Here is a 17,117-nt window from a genome sequence, read left to right on the forward strand (position 1 = left end):
GAGAGCACCATGTGCGGAATCGTAGGCGCCATCGCCGAGCGCAATATCACCCCGGTACTGGTCGAAGGCCTCAAGCGCCTGGAATACCGCGGCTACGACAGTGCCGGCGTGGCGCTGCTGACCGAGCAGGGCATGCTCGACCGCCGCCGTCGCGTCGGCAAGGTCAGCGAGCTGCAGGCCGCCCTGCAGGCCGAGCCGCTGGCCGGGCGTCTGGGCATTGCCCACACGCGCTGGGCTACCCACGGCGCACCGAGCGAGCGTAACGCCCACCCACACTTCTCCGGGCAGGAACTGGCCGTAGTGCACAACGGCATCATCGAGAACCACGAAGAACTGCGCGAGCGCCTCAAGGGCCTGGGCTACGTCTTCAACTCCGATACCGACACCGAAACCATCGTCCACCTGCTCGAACACAAGCTGCAGCAACTCGGTGACCTCACCGCTGCGCTGAAGGCGGCCATTCCGGAACTTCACGGCGCCTACGGCCTGGCCGTGATCAGCGCCAAGCAGCCGGATCGCCTGCTCGCCGCGCGTAGCGGCAGCCCACTGGTGATCGGTCTGGGCCTGGGCGAGAACTTCCTCGCCTCCGACCAGTTGGCCCTGCGCCAGGTCACCGACCGTTTCGTTTACCTGGAAGAAGGCGATATCGCCCAAATCCGCCGCGATGGCCTGCAGATCTGGGATGCCAGCGGCCAATCGGTAGAACGCGAAGCCGTGCAGTACCATGAGGGCGCCGAAGCCGCCGACAAGGGTGAATACCGCCACTTCATGCTCAAGGAAATCCACGAGCAGCCCAAGGTGGTGCAACGCACCCTGGAAGGCCGCCTGGGCAGCGATCACGTACTGGTGCAGGCCTTTGGCCCGCAGGCCGCCGAGCTGTTCGCCAAGGTGAAGAATGTGCAGATCGTCGCCTGCGGCACCAGCTACCACGCCGGCATGGTCGCCCGTTACTGGCTGGAAGAGCTGGCCGGCATTCCCTGCCAGGTCGAAGTGGCCAGCGAATTCCGCTATCGCAAAGTCGTGGTGCAGCCGGACACCCTGTTCGTCAGCGTCTCGCAATCCGGCGAAACCGCCGACACCCTGGCTGCGCTGCGCAACGCCAAGGAGAAGGCGCCGGGGCAGGGCGGCTACCTGGCTAGCCTGGTGATCTGCAACGTCGGCACCAGCTCGCTGGTACGCGAATCCGACCTGTGCCTGCTGACTCAGGCTGGCCCGGAAATCGGCGTGGCCTCGACCAAGGCCTTCACCACCCAACTGGTCGGCCTGATGCTGCTGACCCTGGCCCTCGGCCAGGTGCACGGCACGCTGGACAAGGCTCTGAGCGCCGAGCTGGTGGAAGAACTGCGGCGCCTGCCGACCCGCCTGGGTGAAGCGCTGGCCATGGACAAGACCGTGGAGAAGATCTCCGAACTGTTCGCCGAGAAGCACCACAGCCTGTTCCTCGGCCGTGGCGCGCAGTACCCGGTGGCGATGGAAGGGGCACTCAAGCTCAAGGAGATTTCCTATATCCACGCCGAGGCCTACCAGGCCGGTGAGCTCAAGCACGGCCCGCTGGCCCTGGTGGATGCCGACATGCCGGTGGTCACCGTGGCGCCGAACAACGAGCTGCTGGAAAAGCTCAAATCCAACCTGCAGGAAGTGCGCGCCCGTGGCGGCGAACTGATCGTCTTTGCCGATCAGCAAGCTGGCATGAGCAATGGCGAGGGCACCCACGTAGTGGCCATGCCGCATATCCACGACCTGCTCGCGCCGATCCTCTACACCGTGCCGCTGCAGTTGCTGTCCTACTACGTCGCCGTGCTCAAGGGCACCGACGTCGACCAGCCGCGTAACCTGGCCAAGAGTGTGACTGTCGAGTGAAGCGCGAAGACGTAATCAAGCGGTTGGCCGATGGCGTGGTTTTCCACACCCAGGTCATGGTCAACCCGGCCAATACCAGCGAATGGATCGTGTTCTTCAACAAGGATGCGGGTCGCAGCTTCTTTCTGGTCGATGAGACCGAACAGGTAGAAACCTTTGCCAGCCTGGATGAGTTGATACCGGAGCTGCGAGATCTGGGTATCAAGCGGGTGGAGGTGCAGCTCTGAGCAGTTGCTCACAGTTGGCGTGGATCAAGCTGTGGATATCCTCGTGATACTTGGCTAAGCCCCTGATAAATAGGGGCTTATAGCGACTTGTACAGAAACTGTTCGCTTGCATGCCTACTATCCACAGAGTGCTTGGATAACAGGCTTTCTATCCTGTGGATAAAGCGATGAAGGCCTTACCTGGCGAGGTGTTCAGCGCTTTGTACGGTTTCTCGCCAGGCGTTCAGGCGCTGCCAGGGCGATAGAGGTGCTTGTGTCGGGCGTCGTACAGCGCCGACTCGGCGAAGGCGCCTGGATCGAGCACGCGCCCGACGAGGATCAGCGCCGTGCGGCGAAAGTCCTTGGCGGCAACCTTTTCCTCGATATCGGTCAGTGTGCCCAGCACCCAGTCCTGATCCGGCCAGCTCGCTCTGTGGATAACCGCGATGGGGCAGTCGGCGCCGTAGTGCGGCAGCAGCTCATCGACTATGGCAGGCAGATGGCGCACGCCGAGGTGGATGGCCATGGTCGCGCCGTGCCGGGCCAGGTCATGCAATTGCTCGCCCTCGGGCATTGGCGAAGTGGTGCCGTAGCGGGTGAGGATCACCGTCTGGGCAATGCCGGGCAGGGTCAGTTCGCTTTCCAGCAGCGCCGCGCAGGCAGCGGTGGCGGTGACGCCGGGGATGATCTCGAAGGGAATGCCCAGCGCACGCAGCTCGCGAATCTGTTCGCCAATGGCGCCGTATAGCGACGGGTCGCCCGAGTGCACGCGGGCCACGTCCTGGTCACGCTTATGGGCCTCATGCAGCAGTGTGATGATCTCGCCCAGGTTCAGCTCGGCGGTGTTGACCACTTGCTCGGCGCTATGGCCTTGTAGCACCGCTTCAGGCACCAGCGAGCCGGCGTAGAGGATTACCGGGCAGGAACGAATCAGACGCTGGCCCTTGACGGTGATCAGCTCGGGGTCGCCGGGGCCGGCACCGATAAAGTAGACGGTCATGCAGGTTCTCTATCGAAGGTGGCCAGCGCACAGGTGGCGCCAGCGCTGCGGTCTTTCTCGCCAAGTAGGCGGGCGGATGTTCCCATGCGCGCTGCCAAGGCCAATGCGCAAGGCTCGGCGACGGCGGGGCTGCCTGTGGCTGCTTGAGTCAATGCATTGCCGACTGTCATGGCCTGATAGGTGCTCAGTTGCTCTGGGGCGAAGAACACCAGCTCCAGACCCAGGTGCTCGGCCAGGCCATGCAGCCCGGCTTCGTCGCGCTTGTGGGCGATGCTGGCCAGGCCTGCCAGGTTGTCCACCGTCAGCGCATGTTGCACCAGGCTGTGGATAAGCAGCTCGAGCAGTTCGTCCAGGCTGCAACCACGGCGGCAACCCAGCCCGGCAACGACCTGTACCGATGAGGCAGAAGGATGATCGGAGGTGGTCGGCAACATGAGTGACATTCGGGCTGAGCGGTGGCGTAGCTCATCATGGCACCTGCCAACGGTCAACCGCGATTGACCGGTCGCTGCGGCCTGCGTAGCCTTCTCGTTTTCGAGGTTCTTCCCGGCCAGCGGTCGGGGAGCTAAGAGGGAACAGGGTCGATGCCCTGGCTGCCCCCGCAACTGTGAACGGTTATGCCCTTCGTTAGACCACTGCCAAACGGCGGGAAGGTGAAGGGATGCGCCCCGCGCAAGCCGTGAGCCAGGAGACCTGCCTCGACAACCAGCCATCTGCTCGGACGGGGTGATCCGACGCGGCCAGCATGCTCCTGCGTGCCTGTCTGCGCGTACCCGTCCGCCGAACTTACCGACGCCACGGGGCCCTTGATGAAAACCCTCGCCAAACTGCCTGTCACCATCGTCACCGGGTTCCTCGGTGCCGGCAAAACCACCCTGCTGCGCCATCTGCTGGCCAATGCCGGCGGTCGCCGTATTGCGGTAATCGTCAACGAGTTCGGCGAGCTGGGCATCGATGGCGAGATTCTCAAGCAGTGCTCCATCGGGTGTAGCGAGGAGGAGGCCAACGGCCGCGTCTTCGAGCTGGCCAACGGCTGCCTGTGCTGCACCGTGCAGGAAGAGTTCTTCCCGGTGATGCGCGAGCTGGTGGCGCGCCGTGGCGACCTCGATCACATCCTGATCGAGACCAGCGGCCTGGCCCTGCCCAAGCCGCTGGTGCAGGCCTTCAACTGGCCGGAAATCCGCAACGCCTGCACGGTCGATGCGGTGATCACCGTGGTCGACAGCCCGGCCGTTGCCGCTGGCACCTTCGCTGCCTTCCCCGATCAGGTGGACGAGCAGCGCAAGCTCGACCCCAACCTCGACCACGAGTCGCCGCTGCACGAACTGTTCGCCGACCAGTTGGCCAGCGCCGACTTGGTGATCCTCAACAAGGCCGACCTGATCGATGCCGAGGCCTTGGCAGCGGTGCGCGCCGAGGTGGCCGAGGAACTACCGTCAGCAGTCAAGGTGATCGAGGCCCATGGCGGTGATCTGCCGATCAGCGTGCTGCTGGGCCTGAACAGCGAAACTGAGCTGCATATCGACAGCCGCCGCACCCACCACGACGATGAAGACGAAGACCACGATCACGAGGAATTCGACTCGTTCCACGTGGAACTACCGGAAGCAGAGGAGGCGCGCCTGCTGTCTGCGCTGAAGGACGCAGTGGCGAAATACGGCATTCTGCGAGTGAAAGGCTTCGCAGCGATCCCCGGCAAACCCATGCGCCTGCTGGTGCAGGGCGTGGGCCAGCGCTTCGACCGCCACTTCGACCGCGCCTGGCAGGCCGACGAACCGCGCCTGAGCCGCCTGGTGGTGATCGGCCAGCAGCTCGACCGCGCGGCCATCGAGGCCGAGCTGAAGGCAGCACTTTGATGAAGCGACAAGCTGCAAGCTTCAAGCCGCAAGTAAGCGCTACTGCGTGCAGCGCTTGCTTCCACTTGCAGCTTGCAGCTTGCGGCTTACGGCTCGCTTAAATGCACCTGTTGCGCACCCAGCCCGGCGCTCAACTGCCGGCCGACAGCATTGCCGACCTTGGCCAGACGCCTGCCGAGCTGGTGATCCTGTGCACGGGTGATTCGCACCTGTCGCTGCTGGCTGAAGCAGCTCGACAACTACCGGACGATTACCCCAGCCTGCGCCTGGCCAGCCCGGCGCAACTGAGCAACAACGCCTCGGTGGACTACTACGTCGAGCAGGTGCTGCAGCACGCCAAGGTCATCCTGATCTCGGTGCATGGCGGGGTCAGCTACTGGCGCTATGGCGTCGAGCGCCTGGTGGAGCTGGGCGCGCGCGGCGCCACGGTGATCATGGTGCCGGGTGATGACAAGCCCGACCCGGAGTTGAATGCCCTTGGCAACGTCGCTGAGGAAGATAGCCAGCGCCTCTGGCAGTACCTGCGCCAGGGCGGCTTGGACAATGCCCGCCAGTTGTTCCGCTGCATCGGCAGCCGCTGGTTAGGGCGAGACGACACATGGCAGGAGCCGCAACCGCTGCCGCGCGTCGGTCTCTATCACCCACAACGCAGTCCTGCCCAGTTAGCCGATTGGCAGGCGCAGTGGCAACCCTGCGCGCCTGTGGTGGCGCTGCTGTTCTACCGCAACCATGTGCAATCGGCGAATACCGCCTTCGTCGATACCTTCTGCCAGCACCTGGTCGCTCAAGGCCTCAACCCGCTGCCGATTGCCGTGGCCAGCCTCAAGGAGCAGGCTTGCCTGGATCAGGTGCAAGCCTGGCTGGACGAGACGAGCGCCGCGCTGATCATCAACACCACCGGCTTCGCCCTGTCCAACCCCGAGGCGCCGCAGGCGCGGGTGTTCCGTCGTGATATTCCGGTACTGCAAGCGATCTGCTCGCTGGATAACCAGGCGCAATGGCAGGCCAGTGCCCAGGGCCTGGGCTCGCGTGACCTGGCCATGCATGTGGTGCTGCCCGAGCTGGATGGCCGCTTGATCGGCACTGCCATCAGCTTCAAAGGCCTGGCCTGGCGCAGCGAGCGCAGCCAGAGCGATGTAGTGTGCTACCAGGCGCATGAACCGGGCATGTCTCATGTCGCGGAACTGGCGCGTAACTGGTGCCAGTTGGCGATCAAAAGCAGCGATCAGAAGCGAATCGGCTTGATCCTGGCCAACTACCCGACTCGCGATGGTCGCATCGGCAACGGTGTGGGCCTGGATACACCGGCCGCCGCGCTGAATATCCTCCGCGCCCTGCAAGCGCAGGGCTACCCGGTGGATAACTTGCCGGGCAGCGGCACCGCACTTGTCCACAGCCTGCTCGGTGGCGTTACCAACGATCTTGATGGCCTGGATACGCGGCCCTGTGCGCAGAGCCTGGCGCTGGACGATTATCTGGGTTTTTTCCACAGCCTGCCGGCGGCCAACCAACAGGCGGTGCGTGAGCGCTGGGGCGAGCCGCAGGACGATCCTATGTTCCGCAGCGGGCGGATGATGGTCGCCGGTCTGCGTTTCGACCGGACCTTCGTCGGCATCCAGCCGGCGCGCGGTTATCAGCTCGACCCGGCGGCGGTTTACCACGACCCCGATCTGGTGCCGCCGCACGGCTATATTGCCTTCTACGCCTGGCTGCGCACGGCCTTTGCTGCCGATGCGCTGATCCACGTCGGCAAGCACGGCAACCTTGAGTGGCTGCCGGGCAAGAGCGTCGGCCTCTCCGAGGGATGCTGGCCGCAGGCGCTGATCGGCCCACTGCCGAATATCTATCCCTTTATCGTCAACGACCCGGGCGAGGGCGCGCAGGCCAAGCGCCGCACTCAGGCGGTGATCATCGACCACCTGATGCCGCCGCTGACCCGCGCCGAAAGCTACGGCCCGCTGCGTGACCTGGAACGCCTGGCCGATGAGTACTACGACGCCAGCCAGCTCGATCTGCGCCGCGCCGTCGAGCTGCGTGGTGAGATTCTGGCCAAGGTGCGCGAGGCCTGCCTCGACCGCGAGTTGGGCCTGCAACTGAATGACGACGGCGATAGTTGGCTGCCGCAGCTCGACGCCTACCTGTGCGACCTCAAGGAATCGCAGATTCGTGATGGTCTGCACGTATTTGGCGAGTCGCCCAGTGGACAACTGCGCCGCGACACCCTGTTGGCGCTGCTGCGCATCCCCCGTGGCGATGGCCAGGGCGCCAATGCCAGCCTGTTGCGCGCCCTGGCCCATGGCCTGGAGCTGGGCCTCGATCCGCTCGATTGCGATATGGGCCAGCCCTGGGAAGGGCTGCGTCCACAGGCGTTGCAGGCTGTGGATAACAGCCTGTGGCGCACCGTTGGCGATACCCGCGAGCGCCTGGAGCTGCTGGCGCTGCGGCTGATCGAACAGCGCCTGGCAGGGGAGCGCAGCGAAGCCTTTGGCGCCGAGGCAGCGCTGGTCCTTGATGGCCTGGCCGAGCATATCGCGCCGCTGCTGGATGCCTGTGGCGACGCCGAGATGGGCGGCCTGCTGGCGGCGCTTGAGGGGCGTTTCGTCCCGGCAGGGCCGAGCGGCGCGCCCAGTCGCGGTCGACTCGACGTGCTGCCCACCGGGCGTAATTTCTTCACCGTCGACGTGCGCCATCTGCCCACGCCGACTGCCTGGCGCCTCGGCGTGCAGGCGGCGGATCGCCTGCTGGAGCGCCACCTGCAAGACGAAGGCGACCATCTGCGCCAGCTCGGCCTGTCGGTGTGGGGTACGGCGACCATGCGCACCGGCGGCGATGATATCGCCCAGGCCCTGGCGCTGATGGGTGTGCGCCCGGTATGGCAGCCCGGCAGCCAGCGCGTCGAGCGCTTCGAGGTATTGCCGCTGGAGCAGCTTGGCCGTCCGCGAGTGGACGTTACCCTGCGCGTCTCGGGCTTCTTCCGCGATGCCTTCAGCAACCTGATTCGCCTGTTCGACGAGGCCGTGCAGGCGGTGATTGAACTGGACGAGCCGGAAGACATGAACCCGCTGTCGACGCGGGTCTGGCGCGAGTCGCTGGCGCTCAAGGACGGCGGCCTGGAGGAAGCCGAAGCGCGGCGCCAGGCCGGCTGGCGGGTGTTCGGTGCCAAGCCGGGTGCTTATGGCGCCGGGGTGCAGAACGCCATCGAGGAACGGCTGTGGCAGAGCCGCGCCGATCTGGCCGAGGTCTACCTCAACTGGGGCGGCTACGCCTACGGCAGCGGCGCCGAGGGCGCGCCGGCACGGCAGCGCTTCGTCGAACGCCTGGAGCAGATGCAGGCGGTGCTGCACAACCAGGACAACCGCGAGCACGACATCCTCGATTCCAACGACTACTACCAGTTCCAGGGCGGCATGCTGGCGGCGGTGGAAACCCTGCGCGGGCTCAAGGTGGCCAGCTACCATGGCGACAACAGCCAGCCGGACACGCCGCGCATTCGCAGCCTCAAGGAAGAACTCAATCGCGTGGTGCGTGCCCGCGCGGCCAATCCCAAGTGGATCGAGGGCATGAAGCGCCACGGCTACAAGGGTGCTTTCGAGCTGGCCGCGACCATCGACTACCTGTTCGCCTTCGACGCCACCAGCGAGCTGGTCGACGACCACCAATACGCGCTGCTCACCGATGCCTACCTGCTGGACAAGGACACTCGCGACTTTATCCAGCAGCACAACCCCGGCGCGCTCAACGACATCCTCGAACGCCTGCTGGAAGCCCAGCAGCGCGGCCTGTGGGAGAGTCCTGGCGAGTACCGAGAGGCGCTGGAGAATCTGCTACTGGATAGCGAGGAAAGCTGATGCGCACGCTTTTTCTCCCCTCTCCCATTTATGGGAGAGGGTTCAACCGGCACCGCCGAGCCCGTAGGGTGGGTTAGCCGCCTATCGCAATGTATTGGTTTCTCTCCGAAGCAGGGGCGGCGTAACCCACCATTGGCGCCACACGGAGCATCGCCTGGTGGGTTACGCGGCGCGCAACTTTCTTAATGGCTGCAATATCTGCGCTCTGCGCCGCTAACCCACCCTACGGTTTGCCCCTTCCACAGAACCGGGTGAGCCCAATGCACTTGTCTTCACCTTCCCTGGCTTTTACCCTGGCCGCTCATGTCTTTTCTGGAGTCTCGTCCAATGCGTCAGTAATGCCGTCGTGTTCGCACGACCTGTGATCGATCGCGGCCTTAGTCCGCGCGTATTCACGGCATTGCCTGGAGGCATGGATGACCTATTCCCCCCTTATCGCGCTCGAGCGCGTCTCTTTCCGCTTTGCCGACGGCGCCATGCTGTTCGAGGGGCTCAGCGAAGTTTTCGATAACCGCCACACCGGTCTGGTGGGGCGTAATGGTGTTGGTAAAAGCATCCTTGGTCGTTTGCTGGCCGGCGAGTTGCAGCCCAGCGAGGGGCATGTCTTACGCCAGGGGCGCATCGCCTATCTGCCGCAACGTATCGTGGCGGCGCCCGGCGCCAGGGTCGTCGACCTGATGGGATATGCGCCCTGGTTCGATGCCTTGCAGCGGGTCATGGCCGGTGAGCCGCGAGCCGATGACATCGAGTGCCTCGATGGCCAGTGGGATGTGATCGAGCGGCTGCAACGTGCTCTGCAGGAAGAAGGCCTTGGCCATCTCGAGCTGCAGACAGCTGCGACGCAGTTGAGCGGTGGCGAGTGCAGTCGCGTCGCCCTGCTCGGTGCCTTGCTGGCGCAGGCCGATCTGCTGATTCTCGACGAGCCTGGCAATCACCTCGATATGCCCAGCCGCAAGCGTCTTGTCCAGCGCCTGGCGAGCTGGCGCGGTGGCCTGGTGTTGATCAGCCATGACCGTGGACTGCTGGCCGGCATGCAGCGCATCGTCGAGCTTTCAACCGCCGGCTTGCGCAGTTACGGCGGTGGCTATGCCTTTTACCAGGCCAGCCGCGAGCATGAGCGCCAGACCGCGCGGCAGACGCTGGACAGCGCCCGTATCGAGCGCAAGCGTGGCGAGCGCGAACTGCGCCAACAGCAGGAACGCCAGCAGCAGCGCAGTGCCAATGGCCGTCGCCAGGGCAAGGACAGCAACCAGGCGAAAATCCTCCTCGATATGCAGAAGGGCCGCAGTGAAAGCAGCGCCGGGCGCACTGCCAAGCGCCTGGAGGCACGCCGCCAGCAGCTCGATAAGCATGTGCAGGAAGCCGCCGCAGCAGTGGTAGAGGAACCGCCAGTGATCCTGCATGGCCAGACCGAAGCCCTGCCATCAGGGCGCCGGGTGCTCTACTGGCGTGATCTGCATCTTCCGTTCGGTGCAGCGCCGTTGCCGGATTTCGAGCTGTTCGGCTCGCGCCGGGTTGCCGTGTTCGGGCCCAATGGCTGTGGCAAGTCCAGCCTGCTGGCGGTGCTTGCCGACCGCCTGGCGCCGCTGGCGGGAGAGTGCCGAGTCGAGGTGCCCTGGGCCATGCTCGACCAACATCTGCAGGGGCTGGATGCTCAGGCGTCGGCCCTGGAACATCTACAGCGGTTGGCACCAGGTAGCGCCGAGAGCCTGTTGCGTACACGCCTGGTGCACCTGGGTGTGGATGCCGAGGCGGCACTGCTGCCCAGTTCCAGGCTCAGCGGCGGTCAGCGCCTGAAAGTGGCGTTGGCGGGTGTGCTGGCGAGCGATCCGCCGCCGCAATTGTTGCTGTTGGACGAGCCGGACAACCATATCGACCTCGACTCGCGTCTTGAGCTGGAGCGTTTTCTGCGGGCGTATCGAGGGGCGTTGCTGGTGATTTCCCACGATGGTGCCTTTCTCGACATGCTGGCGTTGACCGACCGGCTGGTGTGGAAGGCCAGTGGCTGGTTGCACGAGGTGTTGTGAAACGCCCGAGGGCTCTGGTCTACAATGCCGGTCTTTGCCGCTCGTGAATGCCGACATGACCGAACATCACTTCCCTCTCGCCGCCGTGGTCGGTGCCGACTCGCTGAAGCTGGCGCTGTGCCTGGCCGCCATCGATCCGGCCATCGGCGGGGTGCTGATCGAAGGCCCGCGCGGCATGGCCAAGTCTACCCTGGCCCGTGGCCTGGCCGATCTGCTCGATGTCGGGCGCTTCGTCACCCTGCCGCTGGGGGCGAGCGAGGAGCGCATCGTCGGCACGCTGGATCTGGACGCCGCGCTGGGCGAAGGTCGCGCGCAGTTTTCCCCTGGCCTGCTGGCGCGTGCTGACGGCGGCGTGCTCTATGTCGATGAGGTCAACCTGCTGCCGGATCATCTGGTCGACCTGCTGCTCGATGCCGCCGCCAGCGGGGTCAACCATGTCGAGCGTGACGGCATTTCCCACCGGCATGCCGCGCGCTTCGTGCTGATCGGCACCATGAACGCCGAGGAAGGCGAGCTGCGCCCGCAACTGCTCGATCGTTTTGGCCTCAACCTGGCGCTGGACGGTCAGCCGCAACCGGCCGAGCGCGCCGAGATCGTGCGTCGCCGTTTGGCCTTCGATGCTGACCCCGCTGCCTTCCTGCAGCGCTGGCAAACCGAGCAGGCGGCTCTCGCTGCTCGTTGCCAGAATGCCCGCCAGCGCCTGGCCGATATCCCGTTGGATGATGCCGCCCTGGGCGAGATCAGCCAGCGTTGCTTTGCCGCTGGCGTCGATGGCCTGCGTGCCGATCTGGTCTGGCTGCGCGCCGCTCGCGCCCATGCCGCCTGGCGTGGCGCGGTGGCTATCGAGCCTGTGGATATCGACGCAGTGGAGGACTTCGTCCTGCGTCATCGCCGTCGTCAGCAACAGCCGCCTGCTGCCACGCCGCCCGAGCAGAGCCAGGCGCCGCAGCAGGCGCAGGAACAGAATCAGGCTGAAGGCCAATGGGGCGAGCTGCCGGCGCAGCCGCAGACCATGGGCGAACGGCGCGTGCCGCCGCGCTGGCCAAAAAAGCCCTGAGCATCCGCCCGCGCACAGCCACAGGCGCGGATGCCCGCAACCGGCCCGGACGACTCGGCGGCGGCCTGCGTGGCGCCGTGCGTGCCGGCGCGAACGGGCGTATCGATTGGCCGGCGACCCTGCGTAAGGGCCGACCGCAACGTCGCGAACAGTTGGTTATGCGCCCACGTAGCCAGCAGGCCGAGGAGCTGTGGCTGGTGCTGGTGGATGCTTCCGCCTCGACCCGCCGCCATGGTGCATTGAGCCTGGCCAAGGGCGTGCTTGCCGAGCTGTTCGACAGCGCCTACCGCCAGCGCGCACGGCTGGCAGTGCTGCAGGCTGGAGGCCGTGAGGCGCATTGGCTGTGGCAGGGGCGCAAGGCCAGTGCTGAGCTGCACCGCTGGCTGCAGGAGCTGGGCGCTGGTGGTGGTACGCCGCTGTTCGATGCACTGCAACAGGCCGGCGACTGGTTGCAGCGTCGGCAACGCCTGAAACCGAGCGAACGCCAGCGCTTGCTGATCCTCACCGATGGCCGCTTGCGCGACCTGCCAGCGCTGGCGCCACTGCCGTGCCCAACCCTGCTGCTCGACACCGAGCGCGCGCCCATCCGCCTGGGCCGCGCTCGCCAGTTGGCGCAGGCGCTGCAGGCCGACTACCACCATATCGACGACCTGGCGCCCAGCGTGCCAGGGCGCACCTGGAGAACCCCATGAAAACCCTGCTGCTGGTCGGCATCGGCGCCGGCGACCCGGACTACATCACCTATCAGGCGATCAAGGCGCTGCGCCGCAGCGATGTGATCTTCCTGATGGACAAGGGCGCGGCCAAGCACAAGCTCAACGCCTTGCGTCGCGAGATCTGCGCACGTTTCCTCGAAGACCACACACCGCGTTTCGCCGAAGGCCTGCAACCGGAGCGCGAGCGCGACGCCGCGGACTACCGCGCCAGCGTCGACGAACTCAACCGCGACAAACAGGCGGTGTTCGAGCAACTGATCGACGAGCAGATGGCCGATGGCGAAACGGCGGCATTCATGGTCTGGGGTGACCCGTCGCTGTACGACAGCAGCATCCGCATCATCGAAGCCATCGCCGCACGCCGTAGTGATTTCGCCTATGACGTGATTCCCGGCATCACCAGCCTGCAGGCGCTGACTGCGCGTCACCGCATCCCGCTCAACAGCATCGGCCGCGCCGTGGAAATCACCACCGGCCGCCTGCTCGCCGAAGGTTGGCCACAGGGCGTGGACAGCGTGGCGGTGATGCTCGACGCCAAGGACACCTACCGCCGTTTCGTCGGCCAGGGCCTGCATATCTATTGGGGCGCCTACGTCGGCACTGCCGACGAAATCCTTATCGCCGGCCCGCTGGACGATGTGGCCGAGCGTATCGCCATGACACGTGCCGAAGCGCGCGAGCGTAATGGCTGGATCATGGATAGTTATTTGCTGCGCAAGGAAGGTACGGCGCAGGGCTGAGGGCAGAAGCGGTGGACAGGCGGAGCGGGCTCAACGGTAAGTGACGATAAGGGTAACTTGGTGTTGAGTGTGCGCAATCATGCGAGATGCGATGAGTCCCTTGTGCGGTTCAACAGAGCTTACCTTCAGTCATCGTGGCGCACGATAATGCCGTTTTCCGACGCCCATTCTTCCAGAGCCTCTCGGGTGGCCTGGTTCTCGTATTCATACCAGCTATCGAGCAGGTCGTTGGCTAGCAGAAGCTCTTTGAAGCGCGAATAGGCGCCTTTGCGCCGGAAGATGTCATGAATGCGTTCTTCGAGATGTGGAGCGTTGCTGTAGGTGAAGCGCATGACCAGCGCTAGGCCCAGGTCGAGGTCATGCTTGCCGGGAACCAGGAGATACTTGGAGTCGTCCTCGATATCCTCTGGCAGTTCGTCCCACTCATCATCATCGCCGCGAAAGTAGGTCTTGCCGGTGGCAAGGCAGATGAAGGCTTCGGTTTGCATGCCAGTGCCTGATGAGGCCCAGAAAAGGGCGTTTTCCAAGTCGCTGTAGAGGATTGTCGTTGGCATTGCTGTTCCTCGGAAGAGATCTGAGGGCAATAGAGTAGCGAAGATCGGTCGCTCTATGAGCCGAGTCCTGGTCGGACAGTATCGAGGCAGGGTGGAACGGTTGGAGGTGAGCGCGCGCCACCCCATCCCGCTCAACAGCATTGGCCGCGCGGTGGAATCACCGCCGGCCGCCTGCTCGCCGAAGGCTGGCCGCAAGGCGTGGACAGCGTGGCGGTGATGCTTGACGCCAAGGACACCTACCGCCGCTTCGTCGGCCAGGGTCTGCATATCTACTGGGGCGCTTACGTCGGTACTGTCGATGAAATCCTGATCGCCGGGCCGCTGGACGATGTGGCCGAGCGTATCGCCATGACACGTGCCGAAGCGCGCGAGCGCAATGGGTGGATCATGGATAGTTATCTGCTGCGCAAGGAAGGGGCAGTGCAGGGCTGAGAACGGAAATGGTGGACAAGAAGAGCGTTGTCCACCCTACGCGCTACGGACGATAAGCCCCGAATCGAATGGGCGCTTCGCGTTTTGCGACTGTGACGTCGTGTACGTCGAGAACCAGCGCTTCGGCATCGGGATCCTGACTATCATTCAGAACCCAGTTCTCGAAGATTCGTTTGTGAAATACCCAGTCCTTCAATGCTGGGTCGTAGCGGAAGGTAAGGTAGTCCGTCCAGTGCTGACCGCAAGCAACACCGTTTTCGACGGTGAAGTAGCGATGTTTGATGGCTAGCCCTTGAGCATCGCCGTCAAATGGATCGCATTGGCCACCCTCATTGATCTTGAGCACCACATGGTCATTGCGAGCACGTAGCTCGTAAGTGCCATCCACTGTTTGGGTGAAGACCAGGAGAGGCCTGGGTGGTGCTTCCTGCTCTTTGGCCAATGTTGCTTCTTCGGGGTTATGCACAACGACGAGGTAATCGGTCAGCGTGTCGTCATCCAATTCACCAGACTCGTAAACCCACACCGAATAACCGGCAGGAATCTTTTCGATAATCCCTGCTGGCAGTTCGTTGCCAGCCGCAAAGGAAGAAAAAGCCAGTGCTGCATACAGGAGCTTCTTCATCGGTTTTCTCCCTGTCTTACAACCAACTCCAAGAAACCCCCGTATACACCCCAAACCCTTCCCCGGGTGTGGAGCGTGCCATATCCGCGCCGTTGTCGTTATAGCCCGGCGTCACGGTGGCGGCATAGCGTTTGTCGGTGAGGTTGCGCAGGTCGAGCCAGGCTTGCCAGTCGTCTTTCGGCGAGGTGTAGCCGAGGGTGGCGCCGAAGGTGGTGTAGGCATCGGCGTAGTAGCTGTTGGCGTAGTCCACCGCCACTTTCGAGGCGTACTGGCTGTTGAGGCCGGCGTAGAAGCCGCTCGGATGGTCGTAGCGCAGTTCGGCCTGGTAGTAGTGGCGCGGCAGGCCGGGCAGGCGGTTGTCGCCGAAGGTGTCGTCGTCGCGGTAGTGGAAGTCGCTGAAGGTATAGGCCTGGCGCAGGCTCAGGGCGCCGGCGGCGCCGCCTTGCCACAACGGGCTGGTCAGGCCGGCTTCGATGCCCTGGTGCACGGTGGGGCTGGCGTTGGATTCGGCGAAGATGTTGGGCTCGATCTCGACGGTAAGCAGTTCGTGGCGCACCTGCGAGTAGTAGTAGGTCAGCTCCCATTGGCCCAGCGCGGAATCGCCACGGCCGCCGACCTCGAAGGTGGTGGCGGTCTGGTTGTCCAGGCTGATGGCAGCGCGCTGGCGATTGCTCCAGGGCTGGTTGCTGGTGGGGAAGCGCAGTGGCGAGCTCCAGAGCATCGACCAGGCGTGCGGCGGTTCCACCGAGCGGCTGATATTGCCGAACAGTTGCACATCCGGGTTGAGCTGGTAGCGCAGGCCGAGGCGCGGGGCGTAGTCCCAGTTGTGTTGGCTGAGCTTGTCGTCGGTGGCCGGCCAGGTCACTTCGGCTTCGCGGCGGGTGTAGATCAGCGCCAGGCCGCTGGTCAGCCACAGGTCGGGGGCCAGCTCCGTGTCGTTGCTGAGGTGCAGTACGTTGTCCGAACCCTGGTGCTCGTAGTCGCGCATCAGGGTGCCGGCGGGATAAGTGGTGCCATTGACGTCGATGGGCAGCGCCGCCGTCTCTTTTGCTTTGCTGCTGGGCAGGTTGCTGGTGCTGCGCAGGCCGATGGTTGTCTCACTATTCAGCCCGAACAAAGTGTGCCGGAGGGTGTAGTTCAGGGTGCCGCTGACGTCGCTGTAGTCCACGCGGATGCGATAGGTGTTGCCGTTGGGCAAGCGGGTTTCGACGATATCCATGGGGTAATGGTGATAGGCCAGGCCGGCAACCAGGGTGGAGTCGTCGTCGATGCGCCAGGTGGTCTTGTTCGCCAGCCAGGTGCTGCCGGGTTGGTCGCGATGGGCGTCGATGCGCAGATTGTTGCTCGCTGCCGCACGCGGGTCATGTTCGATCTGCGCCTTGCTCAGGCGACCGGGCGTTTCGTGCTCGGTTTCGCGATAGCGCAGGTAGAAGCGCGTTTCCAGGTTCTCGTTGAGGCGATAGCCGAAGTTGGCGGCGATGCCTTTGCCCTTGGCCGATGAGTGATCCTGATAGCCATCGGTGTGGCTGTCGGTCAGCGCCAGGTAGTAGTCGAAATCGCCCAGCACCTGGCCGGAGGCGATGCTGCGTTTCTGGTAGCCATGACTGCCGGTTTCATAGCGCAGTTGCAGCTTGGGCGCGCTGTAGCCGGTGTGGGTGATGTAGTCGATGGCGCCGCCCAGGGCCAGCGAGCCACGGTCGAAGCCATTGGCGCCACGTAGCACTTCGGCGCGACTTATCCACAGCGGTTCCAGCAGTTCGTAGGGCGTGCCGCCAGAGCCGGTCAGCGGCAGGCCGTCGAGCAGGATATGGGTGCCGGAGGCGTGCGAGCCGGGGCCACGGTTGATGCCCGAGCCGCGCAGGCTGATCTTCACGCCTTCATTGCCAGGGGACTGCGCGTAGACGCCGGGCTGGTAGGCCAGTACATCGGCGACGCCAGCTACACGGCCCTGTTCGACCTTGGCCATGTCCACCAGGTTGCTGGCGCCGGGCACTTGCTCGAGCGCTTCGCGCGCGGCCTCGATCTCGCTCGTCTGCGCCCCGTTGATCTGCAGCGGGTCGAGCTGCACAGGCTCGGCGGCGAAGGTGACGCGGCTGGCCATGCAGGCCAATGCCAGAAGGCTGAGGCGGGCGGTTGCAGGAGTGGACGACAGAAGCGGCATGCGGGGATCCGTTGGGCTGGGGCGAATCTGTCTGA

At 64.5% G+C, this 17,117-nt stretch carries 13 protein-coding genes, 1 pseudogene and 1 riboswitch; of the genes and pseudogenes, 9 read left to right on the plus strand and 5 right to left on the minus strand.

The window, feature by feature from the left end:
• The first annotated feature begins 9 nt into the window (after nucleotides 1-9).
• Nucleotides 10-1,860: a glutamine--fructose-6-phosphate transaminase (isomerizing) gene (glmS, locus tag ACSVIK_RS07300; RefSeq protein ID WP_442443684.1), complete on the plus strand. Its 1,851-nt coding sequence runs from the start codon at nucleotides 10-12 to the stop codon at nucleotides 1,858-1,860.
• Entirely contained in the window at nucleotides 1,857-2,087 is a 231-nt protein-coding gene (locus tag ACSVIK_RS07305; protein WP_442443685.1) for a hypothetical protein, read from the plus strand. The genes glmS and ACSVIK_RS07305 overlap by 4 nt, the downstream gene beginning before the upstream one ends.
• Before the next feature lie 223 nt (nucleotides 2,088-2,310).
• Here ACSVIK_RS07305 and cobM read toward each other — a convergent pair whose 3' ends face one another.
• The gene (cobM, locus tag ACSVIK_RS07310) at nucleotides 2,311-3,066 is read right to left on the minus strand and encodes a precorrin-4 C(11)-methyltransferase (RefSeq protein ID WP_442443686.1); all 756 of its coding nucleotides are present in this window, start codon (nucleotides 3,064-3,066) and stop codon (nucleotides 2,311-2,313) included.
• The gene (locus tag ACSVIK_RS07315) at nucleotides 3,063-3,500 is read right to left on the minus strand and encodes a cobalamin biosynthesis protein (RefSeq protein WP_442443687.1); all 438 of its coding nucleotides are present in this window, start codon (nucleotides 3,498-3,500) and stop codon (nucleotides 3,063-3,065) included. The genes cobM and ACSVIK_RS07315 overlap by 4 nt, the downstream gene beginning before the upstream one ends.
• 86 nt (nucleotides 3,501-3,586) lie before the next feature.
• Nucleotides 3,587-3,781: riboswitch (cobalamin riboswitch) on the plus strand.
• 94 nt (nucleotides 3,782-3,875) lie between these two features.
• Between ACSVIK_RS07315 and cobW the strand changes: the two genes are divergently transcribed.
• The 6 genes from cobW (at nucleotide 3,876) to cobF (ending at nucleotide 13,310) form a co-directional block, all read left to right on the plus strand.
• Entirely contained in the window at nucleotides 3,876-4,922 is a 1,047-nt protein-coding gene (cobW, locus tag ACSVIK_RS07320) for a cobalamin biosynthesis protein CobW (protein WP_442443688.1), read from the plus strand.
• Nucleotides 4,923-5,023: 101 nt separating this feature from the next.
• A complete protein-coding gene (gene cobN, locus ACSVIK_RS07325; protein ID WP_442443689.1) occupies nucleotides 5,024-8,770 on the plus strand; it encodes a cobaltochelatase subunit CobN in 3,747 nt (1,248 codons plus the stop codon).
• A 416-nt stretch (nucleotides 8,771-9,186) separates the two neighbouring features.
• Nucleotides 9,187-10,797: an ATP-binding cassette domain-containing protein gene (locus ACSVIK_RS07330; RefSeq protein ID WP_442443690.1), complete on the plus strand. Its 1,611-nt coding sequence runs from the start codon at nucleotides 9,187-9,189 to the stop codon at nucleotides 10,795-10,797.
• A 55-nt stretch (nucleotides 10,798-10,852) separates the two neighbouring features.
• Entirely contained in the window at nucleotides 10,853-11,854 is a 1,002-nt protein-coding gene (locus ACSVIK_RS07335) for an ATP-binding protein (protein ID WP_442443691.1), read from the plus strand.
• Nucleotides 11,779-12,546 carry a vWA domain-containing protein gene (locus ACSVIK_RS07340; RefSeq protein WP_442443692.1) on the plus strand — a complete coding sequence of 256 codons (768 nt, stop codon included), beginning with the start codon at nucleotides 11,779-11,781 and terminating at the stop codon, nucleotides 12,544-12,546. Before ACSVIK_RS07335 ends, ACSVIK_RS07340 begins: the two co-directional genes overlap by 76 nt.
• Nucleotides 12,543-13,310, plus strand: a complete 768-nt coding sequence (cobF, locus tag ACSVIK_RS07345) for a precorrin-6A synthase (deacetylating) (protein ID WP_442443693.1) — start codon at nucleotides 12,543-12,545, stop codon at nucleotides 13,308-13,310. Before ACSVIK_RS07340 ends, cobF begins: the two co-directional genes overlap by 4 nt.
• Before the next feature lie 125 nt (nucleotides 13,311-13,435).
• Here cobF and ACSVIK_RS07350 read toward each other — a convergent pair whose 3' ends face one another.
• Nucleotides 13,436-13,798 carry a UPF0158 family protein gene (locus tag ACSVIK_RS07350; RefSeq protein ID WP_442443694.1) on the minus strand — a complete coding sequence of 121 codons (363 nt, stop codon included), beginning with the start codon at nucleotides 13,796-13,798 and terminating at the stop codon, nucleotides 13,436-13,438.
• 172 nt (nucleotides 13,799-13,970) lie between these two features.
• On the opposite strand from ACSVIK_RS07350, the pseudogene ACSVIK_RS07355 reads away from it, so the two are divergent.
• Nucleotides 13,971-14,296, plus strand: a pseudogene (locus ACSVIK_RS07355) (precorrin-6A synthase (deacetylating)); the annotation flags it as partial.
• Between the two features lie 43 nt (nucleotides 14,297-14,339).
• On the opposite strand, the gene ACSVIK_RS07360 reads toward ACSVIK_RS07355, so the two are convergent.
• Together ACSVIK_RS07360 and ACSVIK_RS07365 are read right to left on the minus strand one after the other, a co-directional pair.
• Complete coding sequence (locus ACSVIK_RS07360) at nucleotides 14,340-14,921, minus strand: hypothetical protein (protein ID WP_442443695.1); 582 nt, start codon at nucleotides 14,919-14,921, stop codon at nucleotides 14,340-14,342.
• Between the two features lie 16 nt (nucleotides 14,922-14,937).
• Nucleotides 14,938-17,082: a TonB-dependent receptor family protein gene (locus tag ACSVIK_RS07365; protein WP_442443696.1), complete on the minus strand. Its 2,145-nt coding sequence runs from the start codon at nucleotides 17,080-17,082 to the stop codon at nucleotides 14,938-14,940.
• Nucleotides 17,083-17,117: the final 35 nt, after the last annotated feature.

Source organism: Pseudomonas sp. NCHU5216, from assembly GCF_052156495.1.
In the GTDB taxonomy this organism is placed as follows: Bacteria; Pseudomonadota; Gammaproteobacteria; order Pseudomonadales; family Pseudomonadaceae; genus Aquipseudomonas.